General features: G+C 69.9%; 24 protein-coding genes and 1 riboswitch. Of the genes, 16 read left to right on the forward strand and 8 right to left on the reverse strand.

From position 1 onward, the window contains the following. A complete protein-coding gene (locus tag GGR16_RS11190; protein WP_183316644.1) occupies positions 1-909 on the forward strand; it encodes a ribokinase in 909 nt (302 codons plus the stop codon). A 181-nt stretch (positions 910-1,090) separates the two neighbouring features. Here GGR16_RS11190 and GGR16_RS11195 read toward each other — a convergent pair whose 3' ends face one another. Continuing rightward, positions 1,091-2,260, reverse strand: a complete 1,170-nt coding sequence (locus GGR16_RS11195) for a DNA recombination protein RmuC (RefSeq protein WP_183316645.1) — start codon at positions 2,258-2,260, stop codon at positions 1,091-1,093. A 108-nt stretch (positions 2,261-2,368) separates the two neighbouring features. Between GGR16_RS11195 and GGR16_RS11200 the strand changes: the two genes are divergently transcribed. The 4 genes from GGR16_RS11200 (at position 2,369) to truA (ending at position 5,348) form a co-directional block, all read left to right on the forward strand. After that, a complete protein-coding gene (locus GGR16_RS11200) occupies positions 2,369-2,887 on the forward strand; it encodes a peptide deformylase (RefSeq protein ID WP_183316646.1) in 519 nt (172 codons plus the stop codon). A gap of 276 nt (positions 2,888-3,163) precedes the next feature. Continuing rightward, positions 3,164-4,096, forward strand: coding sequence for a methionyl-tRNA formyltransferase (gene fmt, locus GGR16_RS11205; protein WP_183316647.1), 933 nt, complete (start codon positions 3,164-3,166; stop codon positions 4,094-4,096). After that, positions 4,093-4,599: a GNAT family N-acetyltransferase gene (locus tag GGR16_RS11210; protein ID WP_343059668.1), complete on the forward strand. Its 507-nt coding sequence runs from the start codon at positions 4,093-4,095 to the stop codon at positions 4,597-4,599. The genes fmt and GGR16_RS11210 overlap by 4 nt, the downstream gene beginning before the upstream one ends. Before the next feature lie 5 nt (positions 4,600-4,604). Beyond that, entirely contained in the window at positions 4,605-5,348 is a 744-nt protein-coding gene (gene truA, locus GGR16_RS11215) for a tRNA pseudouridine(38-40) synthase TruA (protein WP_183316648.1), read from the forward strand. A 3-nt stretch (positions 5,349-5,351) separates the two neighbouring features. Here the strand turns inward: truA and GGR16_RS11220 are convergent, their stop codons facing one another. Further along, on the reverse strand, positions 5,352-5,936 hold the full coding sequence (locus GGR16_RS11220) for a hypothetical protein (protein ID WP_183316649.1): 585 nt from the start codon (positions 5,934-5,936) through the stop codon (positions 5,352-5,354). 367 nt (positions 5,937-6,303) lie between these two features. Between GGR16_RS11220 and GGR16_RS11225 the strand changes: the two genes are divergently transcribed. After that, entirely contained in the window at positions 6,304-6,666 is a 363-nt protein-coding gene (locus tag GGR16_RS11225) for a MarR family winged helix-turn-helix transcriptional regulator (protein ID WP_019400797.1), read from the forward strand. A gap of 11 nt (positions 6,667-6,677) precedes the next feature. Next, positions 6,678-7,532 (forward strand): C40 family peptidase, encoded by an 855-nt coding sequence (locus GGR16_RS11230; RefSeq protein WP_183316650.1) that lies wholly within the window; start codon positions 6,678-6,680, stop codon positions 7,530-7,532. A gap of 3 nt (positions 7,533-7,535) precedes the next feature. On the opposite strand, the gene GGR16_RS11235 is transcribed toward GGR16_RS11230, so the two are convergent. The 4 genes from GGR16_RS11235 to dapD form a co-directional block, all read right to left on the reverse strand. Next, the gene (locus GGR16_RS11235; RefSeq protein ID WP_053193401.1) at positions 7,536-8,480 is read right to left on the reverse strand and encodes a 2-hydroxyacid dehydrogenase; all 945 of its coding nucleotides are present in this window, start codon (positions 8,478-8,480) and stop codon (positions 7,536-7,538) included. Beyond that, a complete protein-coding gene (gene deoA, locus GGR16_RS11240) occupies positions 8,477-9,844 on the reverse strand; it encodes a thymidine phosphorylase (protein WP_246372991.1) in 1,368 nt (455 codons plus the stop codon). The genes GGR16_RS11235 and deoA overlap by 4 nt, the downstream gene beginning before the upstream one ends. A gap of 52 nt (positions 9,845-9,896) precedes the next feature. After that, positions 9,897-11,060 (reverse strand): succinyl-diaminopimelate desuccinylase, encoded by a 1,164-nt coding sequence (gene dapE, locus GGR16_RS11245; RefSeq protein WP_183316651.1) that lies wholly within the window; start codon positions 11,058-11,060, stop codon positions 9,897-9,899. Between the two features lie 123 nt (positions 11,061-11,183). After that, positions 11,184-12,026: a 2,3,4,5-tetrahydropyridine-2,6-dicarboxylate N-succinyltransferase gene (gene dapD / locus GGR16_RS11250; protein WP_183316652.1), complete on the reverse strand. Its 843-nt coding sequence runs from the start codon at positions 12,024-12,026 to the stop codon at positions 11,184-11,186. 249 nt (positions 12,027-12,275) lie between these two features. On the opposite strand from dapD, the gene GGR16_RS11255 reads away from it, so the two are divergent. Beyond that, positions 12,276-12,518 (forward strand): hypothetical protein, encoded by a 243-nt coding sequence (locus GGR16_RS11255; protein ID WP_019400790.1) that lies wholly within the window; start codon positions 12,276-12,278, stop codon positions 12,516-12,518. A 104-nt stretch (positions 12,519-12,622) separates the two neighbouring features. Here the strand turns inward: GGR16_RS11255 and thiC are convergent, their stop codons facing one another. Further along, positions 12,623-14,449 (reverse strand): phosphomethylpyrimidine synthase ThiC, encoded by a 1,827-nt coding sequence (gene thiC, locus GGR16_RS11260; RefSeq protein WP_183316653.1) that lies wholly within the window; start codon positions 14,447-14,449, stop codon positions 12,623-12,625. A gap of 61 nt (positions 14,450-14,510) precedes the next feature. After that, positions 14,511-14,642: riboswitch (TPP riboswitch) on the reverse strand. 288 nt (positions 14,643-14,930) lie between these two features. Continuing rightward, entirely contained in the window at positions 14,931-16,163 is a 1,233-nt protein-coding gene (locus GGR16_RS11265; RefSeq protein ID WP_183316654.1) for an argininosuccinate synthase, read from the reverse strand. A 207-nt stretch (positions 16,164-16,370) separates the two neighbouring features. Between GGR16_RS11265 and GGR16_RS11270 the strand changes: the two genes are divergently transcribed. The 8 genes from GGR16_RS11270 to rpsO all read left to right on the forward strand — a co-directional run bounded on the left by GGR16_RS11270 (position 16,371) and on the right by rpsO (position 24,984). Next, a complete protein-coding gene (locus GGR16_RS11270; RefSeq protein ID WP_019400516.1) occupies positions 16,371-16,994 on the forward strand; it encodes a 2-hydroxychromene-2-carboxylate isomerase in 624 nt (207 codons plus the stop codon). A 205-nt stretch (positions 16,995-17,199) separates the two neighbouring features. Continuing rightward, positions 17,200-17,799, forward strand: a complete 600-nt coding sequence (gene rimP, locus GGR16_RS11275) for a ribosome maturation factor RimP (RefSeq protein ID WP_019400515.1) — start codon at positions 17,200-17,202, stop codon at positions 17,797-17,799. 86 nt (positions 17,800-17,885) lie between these two features. Next, positions 17,886-19,493, forward strand: coding sequence for a transcription termination factor NusA (gene nusA / locus GGR16_RS11280; protein WP_019400514.1), 1,608 nt, complete (start codon positions 17,886-17,888; stop codon positions 19,491-19,493). A gap of 58 nt (positions 19,494-19,551) precedes the next feature. Then, a complete protein-coding gene (locus GGR16_RS11285; RefSeq protein WP_157672206.1) occupies positions 19,552-20,250 on the forward strand; it encodes an RNA-binding protein in 699 nt (232 codons plus the stop codon). Continuing rightward, positions 20,243-22,915, forward strand: coding sequence for a translation initiation factor IF-2 (infB, locus tag GGR16_RS11290; RefSeq protein WP_053193398.1), 2,673 nt, complete (start codon positions 20,243-20,245; stop codon positions 22,913-22,915). Before GGR16_RS11285 ends, infB begins: the two co-directional genes overlap by 8 nt. A gap of 155 nt (positions 22,916-23,070) precedes the next feature. Then, positions 23,071-23,499: a 30S ribosome-binding factor RbfA gene (gene rbfA, locus GGR16_RS11295; RefSeq protein WP_026015206.1), complete on the forward strand. Its 429-nt coding sequence runs from the start codon at positions 23,071-23,073 to the stop codon at positions 23,497-23,499. A 20-nt stretch (positions 23,500-23,519) separates the two neighbouring features. After that, complete coding sequence (gene truB / locus GGR16_RS11300) at positions 23,520-24,536, forward strand: tRNA pseudouridine(55) synthase TruB (protein ID WP_246372993.1); 1,017 nt, start codon at positions 23,520-23,522, stop codon at positions 24,534-24,536. Positions 24,537-24,714: 178 nt separating this feature from the next. Next, positions 24,715-24,984 (forward strand): 30S ribosomal protein S15, encoded by a 270-nt coding sequence (rpsO, locus tag GGR16_RS11305; protein ID WP_026015205.1) that lies wholly within the window; start codon positions 24,715-24,717, stop codon positions 24,982-24,984. Positions 24,985-25,200: the final 216 nt, after the last annotated feature.

Consider the following 25,200-nt stretch of genomic DNA (forward strand, 5'->3'; position numbering starts at 1 on the left):
ATGATCGTCGTCTTCGGCTCGCTCAACGCCGATCTCGTCACGCGGGTCGAGCGCATTCCGGCGCCGGGCGAGACCGTGATCGGTCCCGGCTATGCCGTGCACCCCGGCGGCAAGGGCGCCAACCAGGCGCTCGCCGCCGCCCGTGCGGGCGCGCGGGTGACCATGGCCGGGGCGGTGGGGCGCGACGGGCTCGCCGAGGCGGCGCTCGGTCTCCTCATAGCCGAGGGCGTCGATCTGTCCCGTGTCGCGCGTCTCGACGAGCCGACGGGGGCCGCCTTCATCACCGTGGACGCGGCGGGCGAGAACGCCATCGTCGTCGCAGCCGGCGCCAATGGCCACGCCCGTGCCGAGGCGCTCGCCGGGCTCGCCTGGGAGGACGGGGCGATCCTCCTCCTGCAGCGCGAGGTGCCGGAAGCCGAGTGCGTCGCCGCGGCGCGCATCGCCAAGGCCCATGGCGCGCGCGTCATGCTCAACCTCGCCCCGGCAGGACGGCCGGACCCGGAGCTCGTGGCGCTCCTCGATATCCTCGTCATGAACGAGCACGAGGCGCGCGTGATGGCGGAGGCCCTCGGCATCGCGGAAGGCGTCCCCGACGCCATCGCCCGCGCGATCGACGCCCGCCACGGCATCGCGGCCATCGTGACGCTCGGAGCCGAAGGGCTCGTCGCCTGGACGGGCGGGGTGCGCCGGGCCGTGCCGGCGCCGCCCGTCGCGGTGGTCGACACGACGGCGGCGGGCGATACGTTCTGCGGCGCCTTCGCCGCGGCGCTCGCCGATGGCTACGGCTTCACCGGGGCGCTGCAACGCGGCGTCGCCGCCGGCAGCCTCGCCTGCACGAAGGCGGGCGCGCAGCCGAGCATTCCGGACAAGGCGGCGATCGAGGCGCTGGTGGCGGGGCGGTTCGTTTGAGGATGTGAGGCCCGTGACTTTCATGGGCCGTCATGCCCGCGCTTGTCGCGGGCATCCGCGCTGCCCCGAACATTGTGCAACGTAAAGGGCATGGATGGCCGGTACGAGCCCGGCCATGACGGAGAGGCGGAAACGCAAAGAGACCCCCGATGGGCCGGTGCACCGCTTGTCGAACGGTGCCCTATTCCGCGGCCCGGACGGGACTGGCGATGGCCGGGCGTGGCTGCTCCGCGTCGTCGAACTCGAGGGCGTCGATGCGCTCGCCGCGCTTGACGATCTTGTCGGTCGAGATGCGGATCTGGCCGACATCCTCCTGCGCCTGGCGGAAATGGGTGTCGAGCTTCTCCACCCGGTCGCTCAGGCGCTTCACGTCATCGAGCAGGCGCCGCACCTCCACCTGGATCTTCTGCGCCTCCTCGCGCATGCGCGCGTCGCGCACCAGCGCCTGCATCACCTGGATGGCGAGCGCCAGAAGGGAGGGCGAGACGACCACGACGCGGGCGCGGTGGGCGCGCTGCACCACGTCGTCGAAATGTTCATGCAGGTCGGCATAGATCGCCTCGGAAGGAACGAAGAGGAGCGCCATGTCCTGCGTCTCGCCGGGGATGAGGTATTTCTCGGCGATATCGCGCACGTGGGTGGAGACGTCGGCCTTCACGCGCTGGCCCGCCTGCCGGCGTGCCTCCTCGCTGTTGGCCTCGCGGAAGGCCGAAAAGCCCTCGAGCGGGAACTTGGCGTCGATGACGAGCGGATGGTCGCCCGGCAGGTGCACGAGGCAGTCCGGCCGCGTGCGGTTCGACAGCGTCGCCTGGAAGGTATAGGCGCCCGCCGGCAGGCCGTCGCGGATGATCGCCTCCATCCGTCCCTGGCCGTAGGCGCCGCGCGCCTGCTTGTTGGCGAGGATGTCCTTGAGGCCGACCACCTCGCCGGTGAGATCGGTGAGGTTCTTCTGCGCGGCGTCGATGACGGCGAGGCGCTCGTTGAGGCGGGCGATGTTCTCGCTCGTCTGGCGGGCCGTCGTCTCCAGCCCCTGGCCGACGCGGTGCTGCAGGCCGTCGAGCCGCTCGCTCAAGAGGCGCGCGAGATCCGCCTGGCGGGTGCCGAAGATCTCGGCCATCGTCTGCATGCGGCCCTGCATCTCCGCCTGCAGCCGTGTCATCTCCGCCACCTTGTCGTCGAACTCGCGCGCCCGTTCGGCCGCGGCGGCCGCCTCCAGCGAGCGCTCGCGCCCGGCCCGGGCGGTGCTGCGGGCGAGCAGCACGAGCAGCAGGATGACGGCGAGCGCGAAGCCGAGCGCCACCTGGGCATAGGTGAAGGCGTGAGCGCCGATGGTGAGGGCGATGTCGTTCATGCGCGCAACGCTAGCCGATTCGTGCGCCCGATGCGAACGAAAGCGGAACACGTTGACCGGCGCGACGGGAATGATTATGTCGCCTGTGTTTCCAACCCAGCGTGTGCCATGACCATCCGTCCCATCATCGTCATTCCCGATCCCCGCCTGAAGCAGCCGTCCGAACCCGTCGAGGCGGTGACGGACGAGATCCGCCAACTGGCCGACGACATGCTGGAGACGATGTACGACGCGCCGGGCATCGGCCTCGCGGCGGTACAGATCGGCGTCATGAAGCGCATCCTCGTGCTCGACGTCTCGCGCGAGGGCGAGGACAAGCGCCCGATGGTGTTCGTCAACCCGGAGATCGTGTGGTCTTCGGAGGAGACGAGCACCTACGAGGAAGGCTGCCTGTCCATCCCGGAATATTACGAGGAGGTGGAGCGGCCGGCGCGCGTGCGGGTGCGCTATGTCGACCGCGACGGCCAAGCGCAGGAGATCGAGGCGGAAGGGCTGCTCGCCACCTGCCTGCAGCACGAGATCGACCATCTCGACGGCGTCCTCTTCCTCGACCACCTGTCGAAGCTCAAGCGCGACCGCGTGATGAAGAAATTCTCCAAGGTGGCCCGGCGCGAGGCTGCAGGATAATCAGCGCTATTCCCGTCCGTCATGCCCGCACCAGTCGCGGGCATCGACGCCTCATCGTGCAACGTCGAAGGCGTGGATGGCCGGGACGAGCCCGGCCATGACGGGTGGATGGCGGGCATCGCGTATCCTGTTTCTGTCTGCAACGGCGGCTCCCGGGAGGCCGGAGCGGCGGCAGAGCGCGGCCGCCGCGGAGCAAGGGGCTTGCCCTTGCCTGCCGCCGGCGTTTAGGGAAGGGCGCTCGCGGCGCCGTTCGCCGCCCCACATCCGGCAGGTGCCATGTCGCTGCGCATCGTTTTCATGGGCACGCCCGATTTCGCCGTGCCGACGCTCGCCGAAATCGTCGGCCAGGGCCACGAGGTCGTCGCCGTCTACACCCGCGCGCCCGCCAAGGCCGGCCGTGGCATGGGCGAGAAGCGCTCGCCGGTGCACGAGATGGCGGAGCGTTTCGCCATTCCCGTCTTCACGCCCAGGAGCCTGCGTGGCGAAGAGGAACAGGAGACCTTCCGCTCGCTCGCGGCCGATGTCGCGGTTGTCGTCGCCTATGGCCTCATCCTGCCCGTACCGGTGCTGGAGGCGCCGACGCTCGGCTGCCTCAACCTGCACGCCTCGCTCCTGCCGCGCTGGCGCGGCGCCGCGCCGATCCAGCGCGCAGTCATGGCGGGCGATGCGGAGACGGGCGTCGCCGTGATGAAGATGGAGGAGGGGCTCGACACCGGCCCCGTCGCCATGGTGGAGCGCATCACCATCGGCCCGGACATGACGGCGGGCGAGCTGCATGACCGGCTCGCCGGGCTCGGCGCCGACCTGATGGTGCGCGCGCTCGCGGCTTTGTCGCGCGATGCGCTCTCCTTCGTGCCGCAGGCCGTTGAGGGCGTCGCCTATGCCGCCAAGATCACCAACGAGGAGGCGCGCATCGACTGGTCGCGCCCGGCCGGCGAGGTACACAACCTGGTGCGCGGCCTCTCGCCCTTTCCCGGCGCTTTCCTCATGGCCGACCTCGGCAAGGGGCCCGAGCGCGTGAAGGTGCTGCGCACGCGCCGCGCCGAGGGCGTCGGGGCGCCGGGCACGCTGCTTCCGGGCGGGCTCGTCGTCGCCTGCGGCGAGGGCGCCGTCGAGCTCCTGCAGGTGCAGCGCGCCGGGCGCGGCATGACGAGCGGCGAGGAGTTTTTGCGCGGCACCCGCCTCGCGCCGGGCGACGTGCTGGCGTGAGCGGGCCTGGTTGCATCATCCGTGCGGAGGCCGCCGGCGACGAAGCGGCCGTCGATGCACTGCTGCGGGAGGCCTTCGGGGGGCCGGTGGAGGCCGATCTCGTCCGCCGGCTGCGGGCGGACGGGGATGTGCTGCTGACGCTGGTGTCGGAAGCCGATGGCGACATCGTCGGCCATATCCTCTTTTCGCCTCTGATGGGTCTTGCGCCCGTGCGTGCGGCAGCCCTCGCACCGCTCGCGGTGCATCCCTCCCGCCAACGGGCCGGCATCGGCACGGCTCTGGTCAGGGAAGGGCTCGCGCGGCTGCGACAAACGGAGGTGGATGTGGTGCTCGTGCTCGGTGAGCCGAACTATTACGGCCGCTTCGGCTTCGATGCAGAGCGGGCCAGGGCCTTCCGCACGTCCTATGACGGGCCGTATCTGCAGGCGCTCGCGCTGAGTGACGCCGGCCGGGCGGCGCGGGGGCCGCTGCGCTATGCCGCCGCCTTCGCGGCGCTGGGGTGATCGCCATGCCGCGCTACAAGCTCATCGTCGAATATGACGGCAGCCCCTATGTCGGCTGGCAGTGGCAGGAGACGGGGCGCTCCGTGCAGCAGGCGCTGGAGGAGGCGCTCGCCCGCTTCTGCGGCGAAAGCCCGCGCGTGCAATGCGCCGGCCGCACCGATGCCGGCGTGCACGCGACGGGCCAGGTGGTGCATCTCGACCTCTTCCGGCCCTGGCGCACGGACACGCTGCGCGATGCCACGAACGCGCATCTGAAGCTCATGGGCGATGCGGCGGTGGTGCTCCTTGCCGCCGAGGTGCCGGTGGATTTCGATGCCCGCCGCTCCGCCGTGAAGCGGCACTACCTCTACCGCATCCTCAACCGGCGGCCGCAGCCGGTGCTCGATGCGCGGCTCGTCTGGCATGTGCCCGGGCCGCTCGACGCCGCGGCGATGCACGAGGCGGCGCAGCACCTCGTCGGCCGGCACGATTTCACGACCTTCCGCGCTGCCGAATGCCAGGCGTCGGGGCCCGTGCGCACGCTCGACCGGCTCGACGTCAGCCGCCTTGGCGACGAGATCCGCATCGAGGCCTCGGCGCGATCCTTCCTGCACCACCAGGTGCGTTCGATGGTCGGCACGCTGGAGCGGGTGGGCGCCGGCAAATGGCGGCCGGAGGACGTGCGCCGCGCCCTCGCGGCGCGCGACCGCAAGGCGTGCGGGCCGATGGCGCCGGCGGGCGGGCTCTATCTCGTCGGCGTCGACTACTGATCGTCAGCCGACGAAGGTGCGCACCAGCACGAAGGTGGCGATGTCCATGGCGACGATGAAGCCGGCAAGGCCCGCGGAGATGCCGAGCGCGATGCGGGCGAGGAGCCAGCGGAAATAGAAGACGATGAAGCCGAAGGCGAGGGCGTAGAAGACGGCAAGGCCCGCCGTGGCGAGGCCCAGCACATGCAGTGCCGGCGGCAGGGCGAGCAGGAGAAGGGCCGCCACGTTCGACCAATTATAGGCGACGATATAGCCGACATAGCGCCGCTCGAGCCCCATGAGCCGCACGAAGCCGAGCATCAGCAGCGGAAAGAGCAGCCAGGCCGAGGCGATGACCAGCGCCTGGGCGAACAGGATGTCGGGCATGTCGAAGAGCCCGCCGTCGTGCATCCAGTCCGGGCCGGAGCGGGTGAAGCGGGCGGCCGCGACACCGACGACGAAGGCCGGTGCGGCGAGCGCCATGGCGAGGAACGAGTGCCAGAAGCCGGTGAAGCTGACGTCGAAGGTTTCGAGCGCGCCCTTGCTGCGGTTCAGGACCTGCCAGCAGCCGCGTAGCGAGCGGGCCACCTCATCGGCTGTGATGAGCATGTCAGCCTCGGATGTTGCGACGCATATAATACGAAAGTCGTAGGTCTTTTGTCTAGAGGTGGCGCGTCCCGCTCCGCCGTCATGCCCGCGCTCGTCGCGCGGGCATCCACGCTGCGACGGAAGCGCGCGGTTGAAGGGCGTGGATGGCCGCGACAAGCGCGGCCATGACAAAGGGAAGCGTGGCGCTTTGCCGCTTCACGTCGGCAGATCGGCACGCCAGGGCAGGGGCCAGGCGACGAGACCTCAATGCCGCCCTTGAGGCTGCCGGCATGAGGCCTTTCTTAACCGCGCTCACGGGTCGTGCTTGCCCGCCGATCGCCCGGCCGAAATAATACGGAACCGAAACGATCCGGCCCCCTTGCGTTCCATGCCCGTCGAACTGCGGCCCCTCGAGGCTCTCACCCTCTGGCATCGCGTCACGCTCGATCTCGTGCGCGAGGACGGGCAGGATCTGTCGCATGACCTCTCCGCGCGGCAGCTTGCCATTTTGCTCACGATCTATCTGGAGCCGCCGCCGCACACGGTGCGCGGGCTCGCCGGCAAGCTCGGCGTGACGAAGCCCGTCATCACGCGTGCGCTCGACACGATGGGCCGGCTGGATCTCGTCGCCCGCCGCAGGGATGATGCGGACCGCCGCAATGTCGTGATACAGCGGACGGTGAAGGGAGCGCTCGCCGTGGAGCGGCTGGGCGATCTCATCGTCGCCCAGGGCAGGGTGCTGCCGCGATAGGGGAAACGGGAATGACGCTGACGGATCCGCGCATCACTCCGGCCCGGCCGGACCTCGCCGCCGATTTCCTCGCCGGCACGGTGGCGGCCACGCGCTACGTCAAGGCGCGGGAGAGGCGCATCGTCGCGGCGAGCGCGCCGCTCCGGCGGGAGCCGCGGCCCGATGCGCCGCTCGACACCGAGGCGCTCGCCGGCGAGGCCGTGCGCGTCTTCGAGGAGGAGGAGGGCTGGGCCTGGGCGCAGCTCGCCGGCGACGGCTATGTGGGCTACCTGCCGGTGTCGACGCTCGGCGCCATCGAGCCCGCGCCGACGCATCGGGTGGCCGTGCTGCGCACCTTCGTCTACCCCGGCCCGTCCATCAAGCTGCCGCCGGTTGGGGCGCTGTCGCTCATGGCGGGCGTGGCGGTGACCGGTTTCGAGGGCGATTTCGCGCGCCTCGCCGATAGCAGCGCCATCTTCGCGCGGCACCTCGCCTTCATCGGCCCGCCGCTCGCCGACGATTTCGTCACCATCGCCGAGCGCTTCGTCGGCGTGCCCTATCTGTGGGGCGGCAAGACCAGCCTCGGCATCGACTGCTCGGGCCTCGTGCAGCTCGCGCTCTCGGCCGCAGCCGTCGAGGCGCCGCGCGACAGCGACCTGCAGGAGCGGGCGCTCGGCTCGCCGCTGCCGATCACCGAGGAGTTCACGGGGCTGAGGCGAGGCGACCTCGTGTTCTGGAAGGGGCATGTCGGCATCATGGTCGACAGCGCCAACCTGCTGCACGCCAACGGCCATCACATGGCGACGGTGATCGAGCCGCTCGCCGTCGCGACGGCGCGGATCGAAGCCGCCGGCGCCGGGCCGGTGACCAGCATCAAGCGGCTCTGACGCTCAATATCCCCGCTGCCGGTCGACGAGGTGCTCCAGCGGCTCGCCAGCCTCGAAGCGCGCGATCTGGCGGGCGACGAGGCGGATGATGCTGTCCGGATCGCTCATGGCGGCGTTGTGCGGCGTCACGATCACGCTCGGGTGGTCCCAGAAGCGGGAGCTGTCGGGCAGCGGCTCGGTCTCGAACACGTCGAGCGAGGCTGCCATGAGCGTGCCGTCGTCGAGCGCCCGGAGGATGTCCTCCTCGACCTGCAGCCCGCCGCGACCGGCATTGACGAAGACCGGGCCGCCGAGGCGCCCGCCGCGGGCGAGGCCCTTGAACAGGGCGTAGTTGGCGATGCCGTGCGTCTCCGGCGTGAGCGGCAGGAGAAGGACGAGGATGTCGGTGCGGGCGAGGAAGGCGGCGCGCTCCGCCTCGCCGGTGAAGACCTGGAGCCCCGGACAGTCCTTGGGCGTGCGGCTCCAGCCCGCGACGTCGAAGCCCATGACGGCGAGCTTGCGGGCGGCATCCTGCCCGAGGACGCCGAGCCCCATGACGCCGACCCTGACGTCGCGCGCGGCCGGCTGGTGGCGGTCGTCCTCCCACATATGCGCGCGCTGCTGCGCGTCGTAGCGGCGCTGCTGGCGCAGGTGCATCAGGCAGTGCAGGACGACATATTCGCTCATGCGGTTGGTGAGGTCGTCGTCGACGACACGCGTGATCGGCACGTCCGGCAGGTCGGGGTCGCCCATCAGGTGGTCGACGCCGGCGCCGAGGGAGAAGATCGCCTTCAGGTTCGGCAGGCCGCGAAAGGCGCCGGGCGGGTGCTTCCAGGCCACGGCATAGGTAACCGCCGCGGGGTCGTAGGCATCGCCGAGGCGCACGACGCGCCGGCCGGGCAGCAGCCGCTCCAGCCGCTCGACCCAGGAATCGACGTGCCAGCCCGTGAGGGCGACGAGAATGGTCATGCCACACGCTCCGCCATGCGCTCGAGGATGATGCCGCGCCCGGCCGGCTTGTCCTGCCCGATCACGTAGGCCCGGCGCAGCGCGGCCTCGGCCGCATCGGCCGTGCCTTCGTCGCGTGCGTGCACGATGGCGAGCGGCCGGCCGGGGCCCACCTCCTCGCCGGGGCCGGCCAGGTTCGTGAGGCCGACGGCATGGTCGATGACGTCCTCGGCGCGGGTGCGGCCGCCGCCGAGCGCGATGACCGCGACTCCGACCGTGCGCGTGTCGACCGACGTGACGAAGCCGGTGCGATGCGCATGGACGGCGCGCACCACCGGCGCGCGGGCGAGGTGGCGCTCGCTCGCCTCGACGAAATCCGCCGGCCCGCCGAGCGCCGCGACCATCATGCCGAAGCGTTCGGCCGCACGGCCGCTGGCGATGGCCTCCTCCATGCGCGCACGGCCGTCGGCGACGCTCGCCACGATGCGGCCGAGGAAGAGCATCTCGGCGCCGAGCCGGACCGTTACCTCGTGAAAGCGCGGCTCGCGCCGGCGGCCGGTGAGATAGTCGACCGCATAGGCGACCTCGACCGCATTGCCCGCCGCGCTGGCGAGCGGCGCGTCCATGTCGGTCAGGAGCGCGCTCGTCGGCAGGCCGGCGCGATTGGCCACGGTCACGAGGCTTTTCGCCAGCGACTGCGCCTCCTCGAGGCTCGCCATGAAGGCGCCGGAGCCGACCTTGACGTCCATGACGAGGCCTTGGAGCCCCGCGGCGAGCTTCTTCGACAGGATCGAGGCCGTGATGAGCGGGATCGACTCGACCGTCGCCGTGACGTCGCGGATGGCGTAGAGCCGCTTGTCGGCCGGGGCGAGGTCACCCGTCTGGCCGATGATGGCGCAGCCGACGTTGCGCGTGACGGCGCGGAAGGTGTCGGCATCCGGCTGCGAGACATAGCCGGGGATGGCATCGAGCTTGTCGAGCGTGCCGCCGGTGTGGCCGAGGCCGCGGCCGGAGATCATCGGCACGTAGCCGCCGCAAGCGGCGACGGCGGGCGCGAGGGCGAGGCTCACCGTGTCGCCGACGCCGCCGGTCGAATGCTTGTCGAGCACCGGGCCGGGCAGGTCCCACTGCAGCACCTCGCCCGAGCGCATCATGGCCTCGGTCAGCGCCACCCGCTCGTCGAGGCCCATGCCGCGGAAGAAGACGGCCATGGCAAAGGCCGCCGCCTGGCCCTCGGTGACCCGCCCACGGGTCAGACCCTCGATGAGGAAGAAGATCTCCTCCTCGGTGAGCGCCGCTCCGTCGCGCTTCTTGCGAATGATTTCCTGCGGCAGAAAGCCCATGCGCGCCTCGTCGGGAATGCGCCGTGCCGGCGCCTGAATCATGCCGCCGCAGGGTGCCCGTGCCGCGCCGGCTTGTCCATGCCGGTGGATCCCGTCAGGACGGCATGAAATACCGGCCGAGCACCGTCTCATAGATGGCGGTGAGTGCCTCGATGTCGCTGACGCGGGCGCATTCGTCGACCTGGTGCATGGTCTCGCCCACGAGGCCGTATTCGATTACCGGGCAATAGTCCTTGATGAAGCGCGCATCGGACGTACCGCCCGTGGTCGACAGCGCCGGCCGCCGGCCGGTATGAGCCTCGACCGCATCCTGCACGAGGGTGACGAAATCGCCCGGCTCCGTCACGAAGGCGGTGGCGTTGGTGGGCGCGAAGGCGACCTCGTAGCGCACGGCATTGCCGGCCGCCGCGGCGAGGCGGCGCTCGATCTCGGCGGCGAGCGTTGCGGGCAGCCAGATGTCGTTGAAGCGGATGTTGAAGGTCGCTCGCGCCTCGGCCGGGATGACGTTGGAGGCGGGATTGCCCACGTCGAGCGTCGTCATCTCGAGGTTCGACGGCGCGAAATGCGTGGTGCCGGCATCGAGCGGCTCGGCGAGCAGTGCCGAGACGAGGCGCACCATGCCGTGGACCGGGTTGTCGGCGAGGTGCGGATAGGCGACGTGGCCCTGCCGGCCGTGCACCGTCAGGTGGCCGGTCAGCGAGCCGCGCCGGCCGATCTTGATCATATCGCCGAGATGCTTCGGGTTCGTCGGCTCGCCGAGGATGCAGTGGTCGAAGCGCTCGCCCCTCGCCTTGGCCCATTCGAGCAGCTTGACGGTGCCGTTGACGGCCGGGCCTTCCTCGTCGCCCGTCAGCAGGAAGCCGACGGAGCCGCCGAAGCCGGGATTGGCTGCCACGAAGCGGATGGCGGCCGCGAGCATGGCGGCGACGCCGCCCTTCATGTCGCAGGCGCCGCGGCCGTAGAGGACGCCGTCCTGGACGGTGCCGGAGAAGGGATCGTGCCGCCAGCGGCCGGCGTCGCCGGGCGGCACGACGTCGGTGTGCCCGGCGAAGAGGAGGTAGGGCGCACCCGTGCCGTAGCGCGCATAGAGGTTCTCGACATCCGGCGTGCCGGGCGCCGAGAAGGTGACGCGCTCGGTCGCAAAGCCCGCCTCGGCGAGCACCTTTTCGCAGAAGGCGAGTGCTCCGGCCTCGTCAGGGGTGACGGAGGGGCAGCGGATCAGCGCCTCGGCGAGGGCGACGGGGTCGGCGGAGGTCATGGGGAGCCTCGGATAGGCGGCTTTACGGCGTCATGGCCGGGACAAGCCCGGCCATCCCTGTGATATCGGCGTGGATGGCCGGGACAAGCCCGGCCATGACGTCCAAATGACGATCGACGAGCCTCAGTCCCGGAGAAGCTCGTTGATGCTGGTCTTCGCCCGCGTCTGGGCGTCGACGCGCTTGACGATGACGGCGCAGTAGAGCGAGGGGCCGGGCGTGCCGTCGGGCAGCGGCTTGCCGGGCAGGTTGCCGGGCACGACGACGGAATAGGGCGGCACGCGGCCGACGAAGACCTCGCCCGTGGCGCGATCGATGATCTTGGTCGAGGCGCTGATGAAGACGCCCATGGAGAGCACCGAGCCCTCGCCGATGATGACGCCCTCGACCACCTCCGAACGGGCGCCGATGAAGCAGTCGTCCTCGATGATGACCGGATTCGCCTGCAGCGGCTCCAGCACGCCGCCGATGCCGACGCCGCCGGACAGGTGCACGTTCTTGCCGATCTGCGCGCAGGAGCCGACCGTGACCCAGGTGTCGACCATGGTGCCTTCGTCGACATAGGCGCCGAGATTGACGAACGAGGGCATCAGCACCACGCCCGGCGCGACATGGGCGCCGCGGCGCACCACGCAACTGGGCACGGCGCGGAAGCCGGCGGCCTTGAACTCGGCCTCGCCCCAGCCGTCGAACTTGGAGGGCACCTTGTCCCACCAGGTGGCCTTGCCCGGACCGCCGGGGATGACCGCCATGTCGTTGAGGCGGAAGGAGAGGAGCACCGCCTTCTTGAGCCACTGGTTGACCTGCCAGGCGCCGTCCACCTTCTCGGCGACGCGCGCCTTGCCGGAATCGAGCAGGGCGAGCGCCGTCTCCACCGCCTCGCGCACGGGGCCGCGCGTCGCAGGCGAGATGCCGGCCCGCTCTTCCCAGGCGGTGTCGATGGTGGTGGCGAGATCGGTCTGGCTCATGGCGGGTTCCCGTTGGGCACGATGATTGGCCCGGTGATTAGCAATCACGCCGCACGGTGTCATCCGGAAACGCCATCAGGCGGTCGTCCGGGAGCGCCGACGGCGATCACAATCCGTGGGACGTTCGTAAGTGCTTGAATGCTCGCTGGTATGGCAAACCGTGAGAGCTTGTTTGATATTTCGCTTCCGGCCGGAGACGATGCTGTCCGTCGCGGCAGTCATGGGAGCCTCGTACGTAGAGGTCAGAAGATGGAAAAAGATCTGGCGCGCCACGTCATCCGGGTGGCGTTCCGCAATGCCGCAGAACTCCAGGGCCTGCTCGTGCTGTTGAAGGAGCACTGCAGCGCGGAGGAATACAAAGTTTATGCTGCCGGGATAGCGTCCGCCATCGACGGCATCGGTGCCGGACTGACGAACAAGGTCTTGTCCTCTCATCCCGATCTTGCGGAAGAGATCGAGGCGAGTTTGGCAAAGTACGACCGGTTGATCTAGCGCGCAGCCGCCCATGGAAACGGTCTTGCCGCGCGCTCCACGTCATCGTCCTGAGGGGCGTGCCGTCCCCGGATCTGATCCGGGGACGGTTCCCATGAGGGCCTTCACTTTGCCGGCACGTAGATCTCGGCACCCTTGTCCTTGAACTCCTGCGCCTTCTGCTCGAGGCCGACCATGCGTTCGGCCTCGGCCCTGAGGTCCTGCGTGATCTTCATCGAGCAGAACTTCGGGCCGCACATGGAGCAGAAATGCGCCACCTTGTGCGCGTCCTTCGGCAGGGTCTCGTCGTGGAAGGCGCGCGCCGTGTCCGGGTCGAGCGAGAGGTTGAACTGGTCCTCCCAGCGGAAGTCGAAGCGCGCTCGCGACAAGGCGTCGTCGCGCAGCTTGGCCGAGGGATGGCCCTTGGCGAGGTCGGCCGCGTGCGCCGCGATGCGGTAGGTGATGACGCCGGTCTTCACGTCGTCGCGGTTGGGCAGCCCGAGGTGCTCCTTCGGCGTGACGTAGCAGAGCATCGCCGTGCCGAACCAGCCGATCATCGCCGCGCCGATGGCCGAGGTGATGTGGTCGTAGCCGGGGGCGATGTCCGTCGTCAGCGGGCCGAGGGTGTAGAACGGCGCCTCGCCGCAATGGGCGAGCTGCTTGTCCATGTTCACCTTGATCTTGTGCATCGGCACGTGGCCGGGGCCCTCGATCATCACCTGGCAGCCCTTGTCCCAGGCGATCTTGGTGAGCTCGCCGAGCGTCTCCAGCTCCGCGAACTGGGCCGCGTCGTTGGCATCGGCGATGGAGCCGGGGCGCAGGCCGTCGCCGAGCGAGAAGGAGACGTCATACTTGCGCATGATGTCGCAGATCTCGTCGAAGCGCTCGTAGAGGAAGCTCTCCTTGTGGTGCGCGAGGCACCATCGCGCCATGATCGAGCCGCCGCGCGAGACGATGCCGGTGACGCGCTTGGCCGTCAGCGGCACATAGGGCAGGCGCACGCCGGCGTGAATGGTGAAATAGTCGACGCCCTGCTCCGCCTGCTCGATGAGCGTGTCCTTGAACACCTCCCAGTCGAGCTTCTCGGGCTCGCCGTTCACCTTCTCCAGCGCCTGGTAGATCGGCACGGTGCCGATCGGCACCGGCGCGTTGCGCATGATCCAGGAACGGATGTTGTGGATGTTGCGGCCGGTGGAGAGGTCCATCACCGTGTCGGCGCCCCAGCGGATGGCCCAGACGAGCTTCTCGACCTCTTCCGCCGCCGAGGAGGTGACGGCCGAATTGCCGATGTTGGCGTTGATCTTCACCAGGAAGTTGCGGCCGAGGATGGTCGGCTCGAGCTCGGGGTGGTTTATGTTGGCCGGGATGATGGCGCGCCCGCGCGCGATCTCCTGGCACACGAATTCGGGCGTGATGAAGGGCGGGATCTCGGCGCCGAAATCCTCGCCGTCGGCGCGCCGCTCCTCGGCGCCAGCGAGGATGGCCGCGCGGCCGAGGTTCTCGCGGTGGGCGACGTAGACCATCTCCTCGGTGATGATGCCGGCGCGCGCGAATTCGAGCTGCGTCACCGGCCCACCGGCCTTGCCGGCGAGCACGTCGCGCGGGGCGGGGCAGTGCGGCACCAGCTTGTCGGCCGAGACGTTGCCGTTGTCCTCCGGCTTGACGGCGCGAGCCTCGACCCTGGCGAAGCCGCGCTTGGCGATCCAGTCGCCGCGCACCGGGGCGAGGCCCGCCGCGAGATCGATCACCGCCTCGGGCTCGGTATAGGGGCCGGAGGTGTCGTAGGTGCGGAACGGCTCCTCGCCGGAGGTCGGCGCAAGCGCGATCTCGCGGAAGGGCACACGGATGTCGGGGCGGCCGTCGGGGCTCGTATAGATCTTCCGCGAGCCGGCGATGGGGCCGGTGGTGACGGCGTCCGGAGTGGCGGTCGCGGGCTTGGTATGCACTGTCATGTGGATCTCCTCCTCGCTCGACAAGGAGACCCGGGCATCAGCGATTCGTTTGGGATTGGCGTCGATCGCGCGTTTCCGTCCCTTCGCCGGCATGACCCGGATCAGGTCCTAAGGGTCACCGCGTTGTCTGGACGTTTCGCGCCCGTCGCCGGCGGTATCTCAGCCCCCTAGCGGGGCCCCCCTCGGAACATGGGGCGAGACTCTTGGGCTTTTGCCGGGGTTTGTCAACGAGGGGGCGTGGTGCGGTGCGGTACGGGCATCTTCCTCGGGCAACGCTTCAGCCGTCACGCAGGTGTTGAGCGGTCACACGTTTCGGCCGGCGCTTTTCCCGGCTCGCCTCTGCGCCGTCATGCCCGCGCTTGTCGCGGGCATCCACGCCTTACGGGTTGAGCAACGTCAACGGCGTGGATGGCCGGGACAAGCCCGGCCATGATGGGAGGGGACGGACGGCCGCGCGACAGGCGCGGGCGTGAAGGGCGGCTCAGAGCCCCAGCTTCTTCCGGCGCTGGGCCAGCGTCCTCAGGCGCAGGGCGTTGAGCTTGATGAAGCCGGCGGCGTCGCGGTGGTCGTAGGCGACGGCGCCTTCCTCGAAGGTCACCAGCTCCTGGTCGTAGAGCGAATAGGGGCTGTCGCGGCCGACGAGGTGGACGCCGCCCTTGTAGAGCTTGAGGCGCACCTGGCCGGAGACGAGCTCCTGGCTCCTGTCGATGAGCGCCTGCAGCATCTCGCGCTCGGGCGAGAACCAGAAGCCGTTGTAGACGAGCTCGGCATATTTCGGCATCAGCTCGTCCTTGAGGTGCGCGGCGCCGCGGTCGAGCGTGATCGACTCGATGCCGCGGTGGGCGACGTAGAGGATCGTGCCGCCGGGCGTCTCGTACATGCCGCGGCTCTTCATGCCGACGAAGCGGTTCTCGACGAGGTCGAGGCGGCCGATGCCGTTGACCCGGCCGAGCTCGTTGAGCTTCGCGAGCAGCGTCGCCGGCGACATCTTCACGCCGTCGATGGCGACCGGGTCGCCCTTCTCGAAATCGATGGTGATGTAGGTCGGCGTGTCGGGCGCGGCCTCGGGATCGATGGTGCGCGAATAGACGTAGTCCGGCACCTCCTGCGCCGGGTCCTCGAGCACCTTGCCCTCGGAGGAGGCGTGCAGGAGGTTGGCGTCCACCGAGAAGGGCGCCTCGCCGCGCTTGTCCTTGGCGATCGGGATCTGGTTCTGCTCGGCGAATTCGAGGAGCTTGGTGCGCGAGGTCAGGTCCCACTCGCGCCAGGGGGCGATGACGGTGACGTCCGGCTTCAGCGCGTAATAGCCGAGCTCGAAGCGAACCTGGTCGTTGCCCTTGCCGGTGGCGCCGTGGGCGACCGCATCGGCGCCCACCTTCTCGGCGATCTCGATCTGCTTCTTGGCGATGAGCGGACGGGCGATCGAGGTGCCGAGGAGATAGAGGCCCTCGTACTGGGCATTGGCTCGGAACATCGGGAAGACGTAGTCGCGCACGAATTCCTCGCGCAGGTCCTCGATGAAGATGTTCTCCGGCTTGATGCCGAGGAGCAGGGCCTTCTGGCGCGCGGGCTCCAGCTCCTCGCCCTGGCCGAGGTCGGCCGTGAAGGTGACGACCTCGCAGCCGTAGGTCGTCTGCAGCCACTTGAGGATGATGGAGGTGTCGAGGCCGCCGGAATAGGCGAGGACGACCTTCTTCACGCGCTTGTCGGACATGATCGGGAACTCGTGAGGCTCGTGTGAGCGGCCGCTGCCGCCATAAAGCAGTGAAAGCGGGCGGACTATAGTGAGGCTGCGGCCGGGTGCAAGCCGTGGATAGCGGGGACGGAGAGCGGTGGCGCGTGCATGCCACGCGAAAGCCGCGATTATGGGTGAGGGAACGTCGCTTCCCCGCCCCGCCTCCTCCAGCGTTTCGAGTTCTCAGTGCCGCAACGTCCCGTCCTCGACTTCTGGTACGACTTCGCCTCGACCTATTCCTATCTCGCCGCCATGCGCATCGAGCCCCTCGCCGAGGCGGCGGGCGTCGACCTCAGGTGGCGGCCCTTCCTGCTCGGGCCGATCTTCGCCAGCCACGGCTGGACGTCCTCGCCCTTCAATCTCTATCCGAGCAAGGGGCGCTACATGTGGCGGGACGTTGCGCGCGAGGCGGCGCGGCTCGACCTCGCGCTGACGCGGCCCGACCCCTTCCCTCAGAACAGCCTGACGGTGGCGCGGCTCGCCATCGCGCTGCGCGAGAAGGGGCTGGCGCCGGCCTTCACGCGCGCCGTCTTCGCCGCGCAGTTCGGAGAGGGGCGCTCGATCTCGGAGATCGCCGTCATTAGCGACATCCTGCGCGACCTCGACGTCGACGTCGCGTCCACCGTCTCGTCCGCGCAGGGCGACCCGGTCAAGGCGCGGCTCAGGGCCGAGACGGAGGAGGCGCGCACGCGCGGCATCTTCGGTGCGCCGACCTTCCTGACCGCCGACGGCGAGATGTTCTGGGGCAACGACCGGCTGGAGCAGGCGCTCGCCTGGGCGGCGGGCGAGCGTCCGGCGGGGCTTCTATAGGCGGGCAGCGGCTCTTTTCCGGCTGCGGGGCTTGCGCCGGCGCCCCGGCGCGATTATGTTGCGGCCATCCTGACATCCAGAATGGTTCGAATGGAACCGTGACGGAGTGGGCCCCGGCGGGTCCGCTCTTTTTCGTTCTGGACGTCGGCATCATTTGCTGCGCCCCCCTTCCGGGGCGGCGCCATCGGCTGGAGGACGCCGCATCATGGAGCTCGACGAGGTCCGCATCATCGAGGAGACGGGCGTCGCCGCGCGCGTCGCCGCGATCGTGGCGCCCGTGCTCGGGGACCTCGGCTATCGGCTCGTGCGCGTCAAGGTGACGGGGCAGAACGGCTGCACCGTGCAGATCATGGCCGAGCGGCCGGACGGCACGATGACGGTGGACGACTGCGAGGCGGTGAGCCGCGGCGTCTCGCCGGTGCTCGACCTCGAGGATCCGATCGAGCGCGCCTATCACCTCGAGATCTCCTCGCCCGGCATCGACCGGCCGCTGGTGCGCGCCTCCGATTTCGAGCGCTGGAGCGGCCACGAGGCCAAGGTGGAAACGAGCCTGCCGGTCTCGGGCCGCAAGCGTTTTCGTGGTATCCTTCTCGGGTTGGCCGACGGCGGCGTCAGGCTGCAGCGCAGCGACGCAAAGCCGGACGAGGAGCCCGAGGTGACGCTCGCCCTCGCCGATATCGCCGAGGCGCGGCTCGTCCTCACAGACGCCCTGATCACCGAGGCGCTGCGTCGCGGCAAGGCTGCCCAGACGGGCGACGATGCCGGCGAGGACGCGGGCGACGGCACCGGGGACGCAACCCACTAGCCGCGGCGGGGCCGCGGCAGCGCATTTCATCCTGCCGGCCGGGCGGTATGCCGGGCGGCAGGGCATCAGGAGGAGGAGTGACGGACATGGCCGTCAGCGCCAACAGGCTCGAGCTTTTGCAGATCGCGGATGCGGTTGCCCGCGAAAAGGTGATCGATCGCACCATCGTGCTCGCGGCGATGGAGGATGCGATCGCCAAGGCGGCGCGCTCGCGCTACGGGGCCGAGACGGACATCCATGCCGAGATCAACCCGCGCACGGGTGAGCTCAGGCTGGCGCGCCACCTCCAGGTGGTCGAGGACGTCGAGGACATGGCGACGCAGATCAGCCTCGACGATGCCCGCCGCCACAACCCGGCCGCCCAGGTCGGCGACGTGATCGCCGACACGCTGCCGCCCTTCGACTTCGGCCGCATCGCCGCCCAGTCGGCCAAGCAGGTCATCGTGCAGAAGGTGCGCGAGGCCGAGCGCGACCGGCAGTACGACGAATACAAGGACCGCATCGGCGAGATCGTCAACGGCACCGTCAAGCGCGCCGAATACGGCAACGTCATCGTCGACCTCGGCCGGGGCGAGGCCATCGTGCGCCGTGACGAGCTGATCCCGCGCGAGACCTTCCGCCCCGGCGATCGCATCCGCGCCTATCTCTACGACGTGCGCCGCGAGACGCGCGGGCCGCAGATCTTCCTGTCGCGCACGCATCCGCAGTTCATGGCGAAGCTCTTCGCCCAGGAGGTGCCGGAGATCTACGACGGCATCGTCGAGGTCCGGGCCGTGGCCCGCGATCCGGGCTCGCGCGCCAAGATCGCGGTTATCTCGCGCGACAGCTCCATCGATCCCGTCGGCGCCTGCGTCGGCATGCGCGGCTCGCGCGTGCAGGCCGTGGTGCAGGAGCTGCAGGGCGAGAAGATCGACATCATCCCCTGGTCGCAGGATGCGGCGACGTTCATCGTCAACGCGCTGCAGCCGGCCGAGGTGGTGAAGGTGGTGCTCGACGAGGATTCCGAGCGCATCGAGGTGGTGGTGCCGGACGAGCAGCTGTCGCTCGCCATCGGCCGCCGCGGCCAGAACGTGCGCCTCGCCTCCCAGCTCACCGGCTGGGACATCGACATCCTCACCGAGGCCGAGGAGTCGGAGCGCCGCCAGAAGGAATTCATCGAGCGCACCAAGCTCTTCATGGAGGCGCTCGACGTCGACGAGGTCGTCGGCCAGCTGCTCGCCTCGGAAGGCTTCAGCTCGGTCGAGGAGATCGCCTATGTCGATCTGCCGGAGCTCTCGACCATCGAGGGCTTCGACGAGGAGACGGCGCAGGAGATCCAGACCCGGGCCGAGGAATATCTCGCCAAGCTCGAGGCCGAGCTCGACGCTCGGCGCCAGGAACTCGGCGTCGCGGACGAGCTGCGCGAGATCGACGGCGTGACGACGGCGATGCTGGTCACCTTCGGCGAGAACGACATCAAGTCGATCGAGGATCTCGCCGGCTGCGCCACGGACGAGCTCGCCGGCTGGACCGAGCGCAACGGCCCGGAGACCACACGCCACAAGGGCATCCTCGATGCCTTCGAGGTCTCGCGCCAGCAGGCCGAGGACATGATCATGGCCGCGCGCGTCAAGGCGGGCTGGATCGAGCCGCCGGCCGAGGAAGAGGCCGAGGCCGAAGGGGACGGTGCGCCGGTGGAGGAGCAGGAAGGCTAAAGGCCGGGCATCCTGCGGTGCCGGCGGGACTGCCCGCCGGCCGCTTGAGGAGTTGGACGTGCCGCGCAGCAGGGACGAGGGGCCGCATCGGCGCTGCATCGTGACGCGCGCCGAGCGCGACCCGGACGAGATGATCCGCTTCGTCGCGGCGCCGGACGGCACGATCGTGCCCGATTTGCGCCGTAAACTGCCCGGGCGTGGCGTTTGGGTCGGCGCCAGTCGCGCGCTGGTCGACGAGGCGGTTCGCCGCAAGGCTTTCGCCCGGGGCCTGAAGGCGCAGGTGACGGTGCCCCAGACGCTGGCGGGCGACGTGGAGGGGCTCCTGCAGCGCGATGGCGTGCAGGCGCTCGCCCTGGCCAACAAGGCGGGCCTCGTGGTCACCGGCTTCGGCAAGGTGGAGGAGGCCGCAGCCGCCGGACGCGTCAAGGCCATCATCCATGCCGCGGAGGCGGCGGCCGATGGGCGGCGCAAGATCGCGCAGGCGCTTTTCCGGGGGCTCGGTGAGCGCGCCGCAGAGGTCGACGTGGTCGAAGTTTTTGCTGGCCACGATTTGGATTTGGCATTGGGGCGCTCTCATGTGATACATGCTGCCCTGATTGCCGGGCCGGGCAGCGAGGGATTTCTTGCGCGGTGGCGCCGGCTGGCGCGCTACCGCAATGGAGAAGGCGGCACGCCGCCCGGGGAGGAAGCCCCGGGCGCGCCGCGCGAACGAGATTTGGACAAACACGAAGGCGCAGGATTCGAGCCGAATGAGTGACACGAAAAACCCGACCGACAAGACGCTGAGCGTGACGCCGTCGAAGACGCTCACGCTGAAGCGCCCCGTCGAACAGGGCGTGGTGCGCCAGAGCTTTTCCCACGGCCGCTCGAAGGCGGTTGTGGTCGAGAAGGTGAAGCGTCGCGTTATCGGGCCCGGTGGTGAAGGCAAGGACCAGCCGGCTCCGGCTCAGCCGCAGGCAGCGCCCGCCGCGCCGGCGCCGCGCCCGGCCCAGCCGCAGGGCGGCCGGCCGGCGCAGGGCCGTGGTCCCGGGGGGCAGCGTCCGTCCGGCGTGGTGCTGCGTTCGCTCACCGACGACGAGCGCGATGCGCGCCTGCAGGCCCTGCAGGACGCCAAGCGCCGCGACGTCGAGGATCGCCAGCGCGCCGAGGAAGAGGCGCGTCGCCGTGCCGAGCGCGAGGAGCAAGAGCGCCGCGAGCGCGAGGCTGCCGAAGCGCGCAAGCGCGAGGAGGAGGAGCGCCGCCGCGTCGACGACGAGCGCAAGCGCAAGGCCGAGGACGAGGCGCGCCGTCGCCTGGGGACGGAGGAGCGCCCCGCCGCCGAGGCACCGCGCGCCGCTGCCGCGGCCCCGCGCGGCGAGATGCGCCCGGCGACGCAGGCCGAGGCGCCGCGCCGCCCTGCCGGCGCGCCCGCCGGCCGCGCCGCCGAGGACGACAGCGAGAGCCGCGCCCCGCGTCGGGTGCCCGGGGCCGCGCCCCGCCCGGCGCCCGCGCCGGCTCCCAAGCCGAGCCGCGCCGGTGGCGAGGAGCGCCGCCGCGGCCGCCTGACCGTGACCGCGGCCCTGACGGGCGACGAGGAGCGCACCCATTCGGCCGCCGCCTTCCGCCGTCGCCTGCAGCGCATGAAGGGCCACGGCCACAACGAGCCGAAGGAAAAGATCAGCCGCGAGGTGGTCATTCCCGAGACGATCACCATCCAGGAACTCGCCAACCGCATGTCGGAACGTGGCGTCGACGTCATCCGCCTGCTGATGAAGCAGGGCCAGATGCTGAAGATCACGGACGTGATCGACGCCGACAGCGCGCAGCTCATCGCCGAGGAGATGGGCCATACGGTCAAGCGCGTCTCCGAGGCGGACGTCGAGGAGGGCCTGTTCGACGAGCCGGACGCGGAAGGCACGCTCCTGCCGCGCCCGCCGGTCGTCACCATCATGGGCCACGTCGACCATGGCAAGACGTCGCTGCTCGACGCCATCCGCCACGCCAACGTGGTGGCGGGCGAGGCCGGCGGCATCACCCAGCACATCGGCGCCTATCAGGTGACCTCGCCGCTCGGCGGCAAGATCACCTTCATCGACACCCCCGGCCACGCGGCCTTCACCGCCATGCGCGCCCGCGGCGCCAAAGTGACGGACATCGTCGTGCTCGTGGTCGCGGCCGATGACGGCGTCATGCCGCAGACGATCGAGGCCATCAACCACGCGAAGGCGGCCGGCGTGCCGCTGATCGTGGCGATCAACAAGATCGACAAGCCCGACGCCAATCCCCAGCGCGTGCGCACGGAGCTGCTCCAGCACGAGGTGGTGGTGGAATCGATGGGCGGCGAGACGCTCGAGTTCGAGGTGTCGGCCAAGGCCGGCACCAATCTCGACAAGCTGCTCGAGGGCCTGCAGCTGCAGGCCGAAATCCTCGACCTCAAGGCCAACCCCGAACGCGCCGCCGAAGGCACGGTCATCGAGGCCAAGCTCGACCGCGGCCGCGGTCCCGTTGCCACCGTGCTCGTGCAGCGCGGTACGCTTAAGGTCGGTGACATCGTCGTCGCCGGCGCCGAGTGGGGCAAGGTGCGCGCGCTCGTCGCCGACAACGGCGAGCAGCTCAGGGAAGCCGGCCCCTCGATGCCGGCCGAGGTGCTCGGCTTCAACGGCACGCCCGAGGCCGGCGACCGCGTGGCGGTGGTCGAATCCGAGGCCCGTGCCCGCGAGATCACCGGCTACCGCGAGCGCCTGAAGCGTGATCGCCTTGCGGCGCGCGGCGCAAGCCAGGCCCGCTCGCTCGCCGACATGATGCGCGACCTCAAGGAAGGCGCCGGCCGCAAGGAGTTCCCGCTCGTCGTCAAGGGCGATGTGCAGGGCTCGATCGAAGCCATCGTCGGCGCGCTCGAGAAGATCGGCAACGACGAGGTGCAGGCGCGCGTCATCCATGCGGGCGTCGGCGGCATCACCGAGAGCGACGTGACGCTGGCGGAAGCCTCCGGCGCGGCCGTCATCGGCTTCAACGTGCGTGCGCACAAGGAGGCTCGCGAAGCCTCCGATCGCCTCGGCATCGAGATCCGCTACTACAACATCATCTACGACCTCGTGGATGACGTGAAGCAGGCGATGTCGGGCATGCTGGCGCCGACGCTGCGCGAGCACATGCTGGGCAACGCGCAGATCCTCGAGATCTTCAACATCACGAAGGTCGGCAAGATCGCGGGCTGCCGCGTCACCGACGGCGTCGTGCAGCGCGGGGCCAACGTGCGCCTCATCCGCGACAACGTCGTCATCCACGAAGGCAAGCTCAGCCAGCTCAAGCGCTTCAAGGACGACGCCAAGGAGGTCCTTGCCGGCCAGGAATGCGGCATGGCCTTCGAGAGCTACCAGGACATGCGCGCCGGCGACGTCATCGAGTGCTATCGCGTCGAGGAAATCAAGCGCAGCCTCTGAGGGCGGCGTAGAAGGCAGGTCCGCCTGGCAGGCCTCGTGGCTCGCCGGGCGCTGCCGGCGCGTGGACCGCGGCCCGTCCTTCCGGCCGCGGGCCGGGCGTCTCGTGGCAACCGGCCGCTAGGCTGCAGGACCCGGTCCGATCCCGGGGAGAAGACATGGCTAAATCACGTTTCGACACGGGCGCGGGCCCGTCCCAGCGGCAATTGCGCGTCGGCGAGGCGGTGCGCCACGCGATCGCCGAGATCCTCGCGCGCGGCGAGGTGATGGACGAGGTGCTCGCCTCGCACGTCATCACCGTGCCCGAGGTGCGCATGAGCCCGGACCTCAAGCTGGCGACGGTCTTCGTCATGCCGCTCGGCGGCCAGGACACGAAGCCGGTGCTCGCCGCGCTCGAGCGCAACCGCCGCTTCCTGCGCGGCGAGCTGGCGCGCCGCATCAACCTCAAATTCGCACCCGACGTGCGCTTTCGTCTCGACGAGAGCTTCGACGAGGCGCGGCGGATCGACACGCTCCTGCAGAGCGACAAGGTCCGCAGGGACATTGTGCGCCCCGAGGGGGCAGACGACAGCGACGACGAAGCCTGACGGGCATGGATCACCTCTCGATGAGCCAGGACAAGGAACAGCAGGGCGACGGCGTCGCGCTGGGCAGCGGGGAAACCGGCTTCCAGCCGCGCGAGGGCCAGCGGGGACCGCGGCCGCCGCGGCCCAAGAAGCGCGACGTGCACGGATGGGTGGTGCTCGACAAGCCCGTCGGCATGACCTCGACCCACGCCGTCGCCATCATCAAGCGCATCTTCAACGCCAAGAAGGCCGGCCATGCCGGCACGCTCGATCCGCTCGCCTCGGGGCTGCTGCCGGTGGCGCTGGGCGAGGCGACGAAGACCGTGCCCTTCGTCATGGACGGGCGCAAGGCCTATGCCTTCACCGTCAGCTGGGGTACCGAGACCGATACCGACGACGCCGAGGGCGCGGTGGTCGCGACGAGCGAGGCCCGGCCCGACCGCGCCGCCATCGAGGCGCTGCTGCCGCGTTTCACGGGCACCGTCATGCAGGTGCCACCGCGCTTCTCGGCCATCAAGATCGACGGCGAGCGCGCCTATGACCTTGCCCGCGACGGCGAGGTGGTGGAGCTGCAGGCCAGGCCGGTGCAGATCGACCGCCTGAGCCTCGTCGCGCACGACGGCCAGTCGAGCGTCTTTGCCGCCGAATGCGGCAAGGGCACCTATGTCAGGGCCATCGCCCGCGACCTCGGACGGGCGCTCGGCTGCCTCGGCCATGTCGCGACGCTGCGGCGCACACGTGTCGGCCCATTCGAGGAGGCCGACGGCATCTCCATCGACGCCCTGCGCGAGCTCGAGGGGCTCGACGAAGCGGCACGGGCCGAGAAGGGCCTGAGGCCCGTGGCGGTCGGCCTCGCCACCCTGCCGCAGGTCTCGGTGACGCGTTCGGACGCCGGCCGGCTGGCGCGCGGCCAGTCCGTGCTGCTGCGCGGGCGCGACGCGCCGCTCGGCGAGGGCTGCGTCGCCGTCTTCGCCCATGGCGCGCTCATCGCGCTGGGGGATCTGGAGCACGGGGAGCTGCATCCGCGGCGCATCTTCAACCTGCCGCAGGCGCGCTGACGGTCGCTCTGGCCTTGGCGCGCCAATGGGTATATAGAGACCGCTTCGCGTGGGGCATGTCCCCGCGCGCAGCATGCCGATGCGACCGCGCTGGACGACATCCCGGCCCGGCCGGCGGCAAACCGCCTCCCGCAAGAGCGGCGGCGGCATCGATGACATCAAGCGAAAGGAAGAACCGATGTCGATCACGGCCGAGCGCAAGCAGGCTCTCCTCAAGGACTATGCCCGCGAGGCGAATGATACGGGCTCCCCGGAAGTGCAGGTTGCGATCCTCACGGAGCGCATCGTCAACCTGACGGAGCATTTCAAGGTCCACGCCAAGGACAACCACTCCCGGCGCGGCCTTCTCAAGCTCGTGTCGCAGCGTCGTTCGCTGCTCGACTACCTGAAGAAGAAGGATGAGGGCCGCTACCGCACCCTCATCGAGCGTCTCGGCCTTCGCCGCTGAGGTTTCTGCCCGGAGCGTCCGCGCTCCGGGCATTTTGCCAGGTGCCGCATCATGCGATGCGGCCGAAGATCGGTGCGGCGCCCCCGGGGCGCGGCACCTTCAGCCGGACGGGCCGTTGCATGTCGATGCACCCCTCCGGCTCTGCGTCAGGCCCTTCCATGGGGAGGGGCCGCGAACCGGCCAGGCTGACGACCATGGCAGGATCGCCAGACGCTT

The sequence above is a fragment of the Chelatococcus caeni genome (assembly GCF_014196925.1).
Lineage (GTDB): Bacteria > Pseudomonadota > Alphaproteobacteria > Rhizobiales > Beijerinckiaceae > Chelatococcus_A > Chelatococcus_A caeni.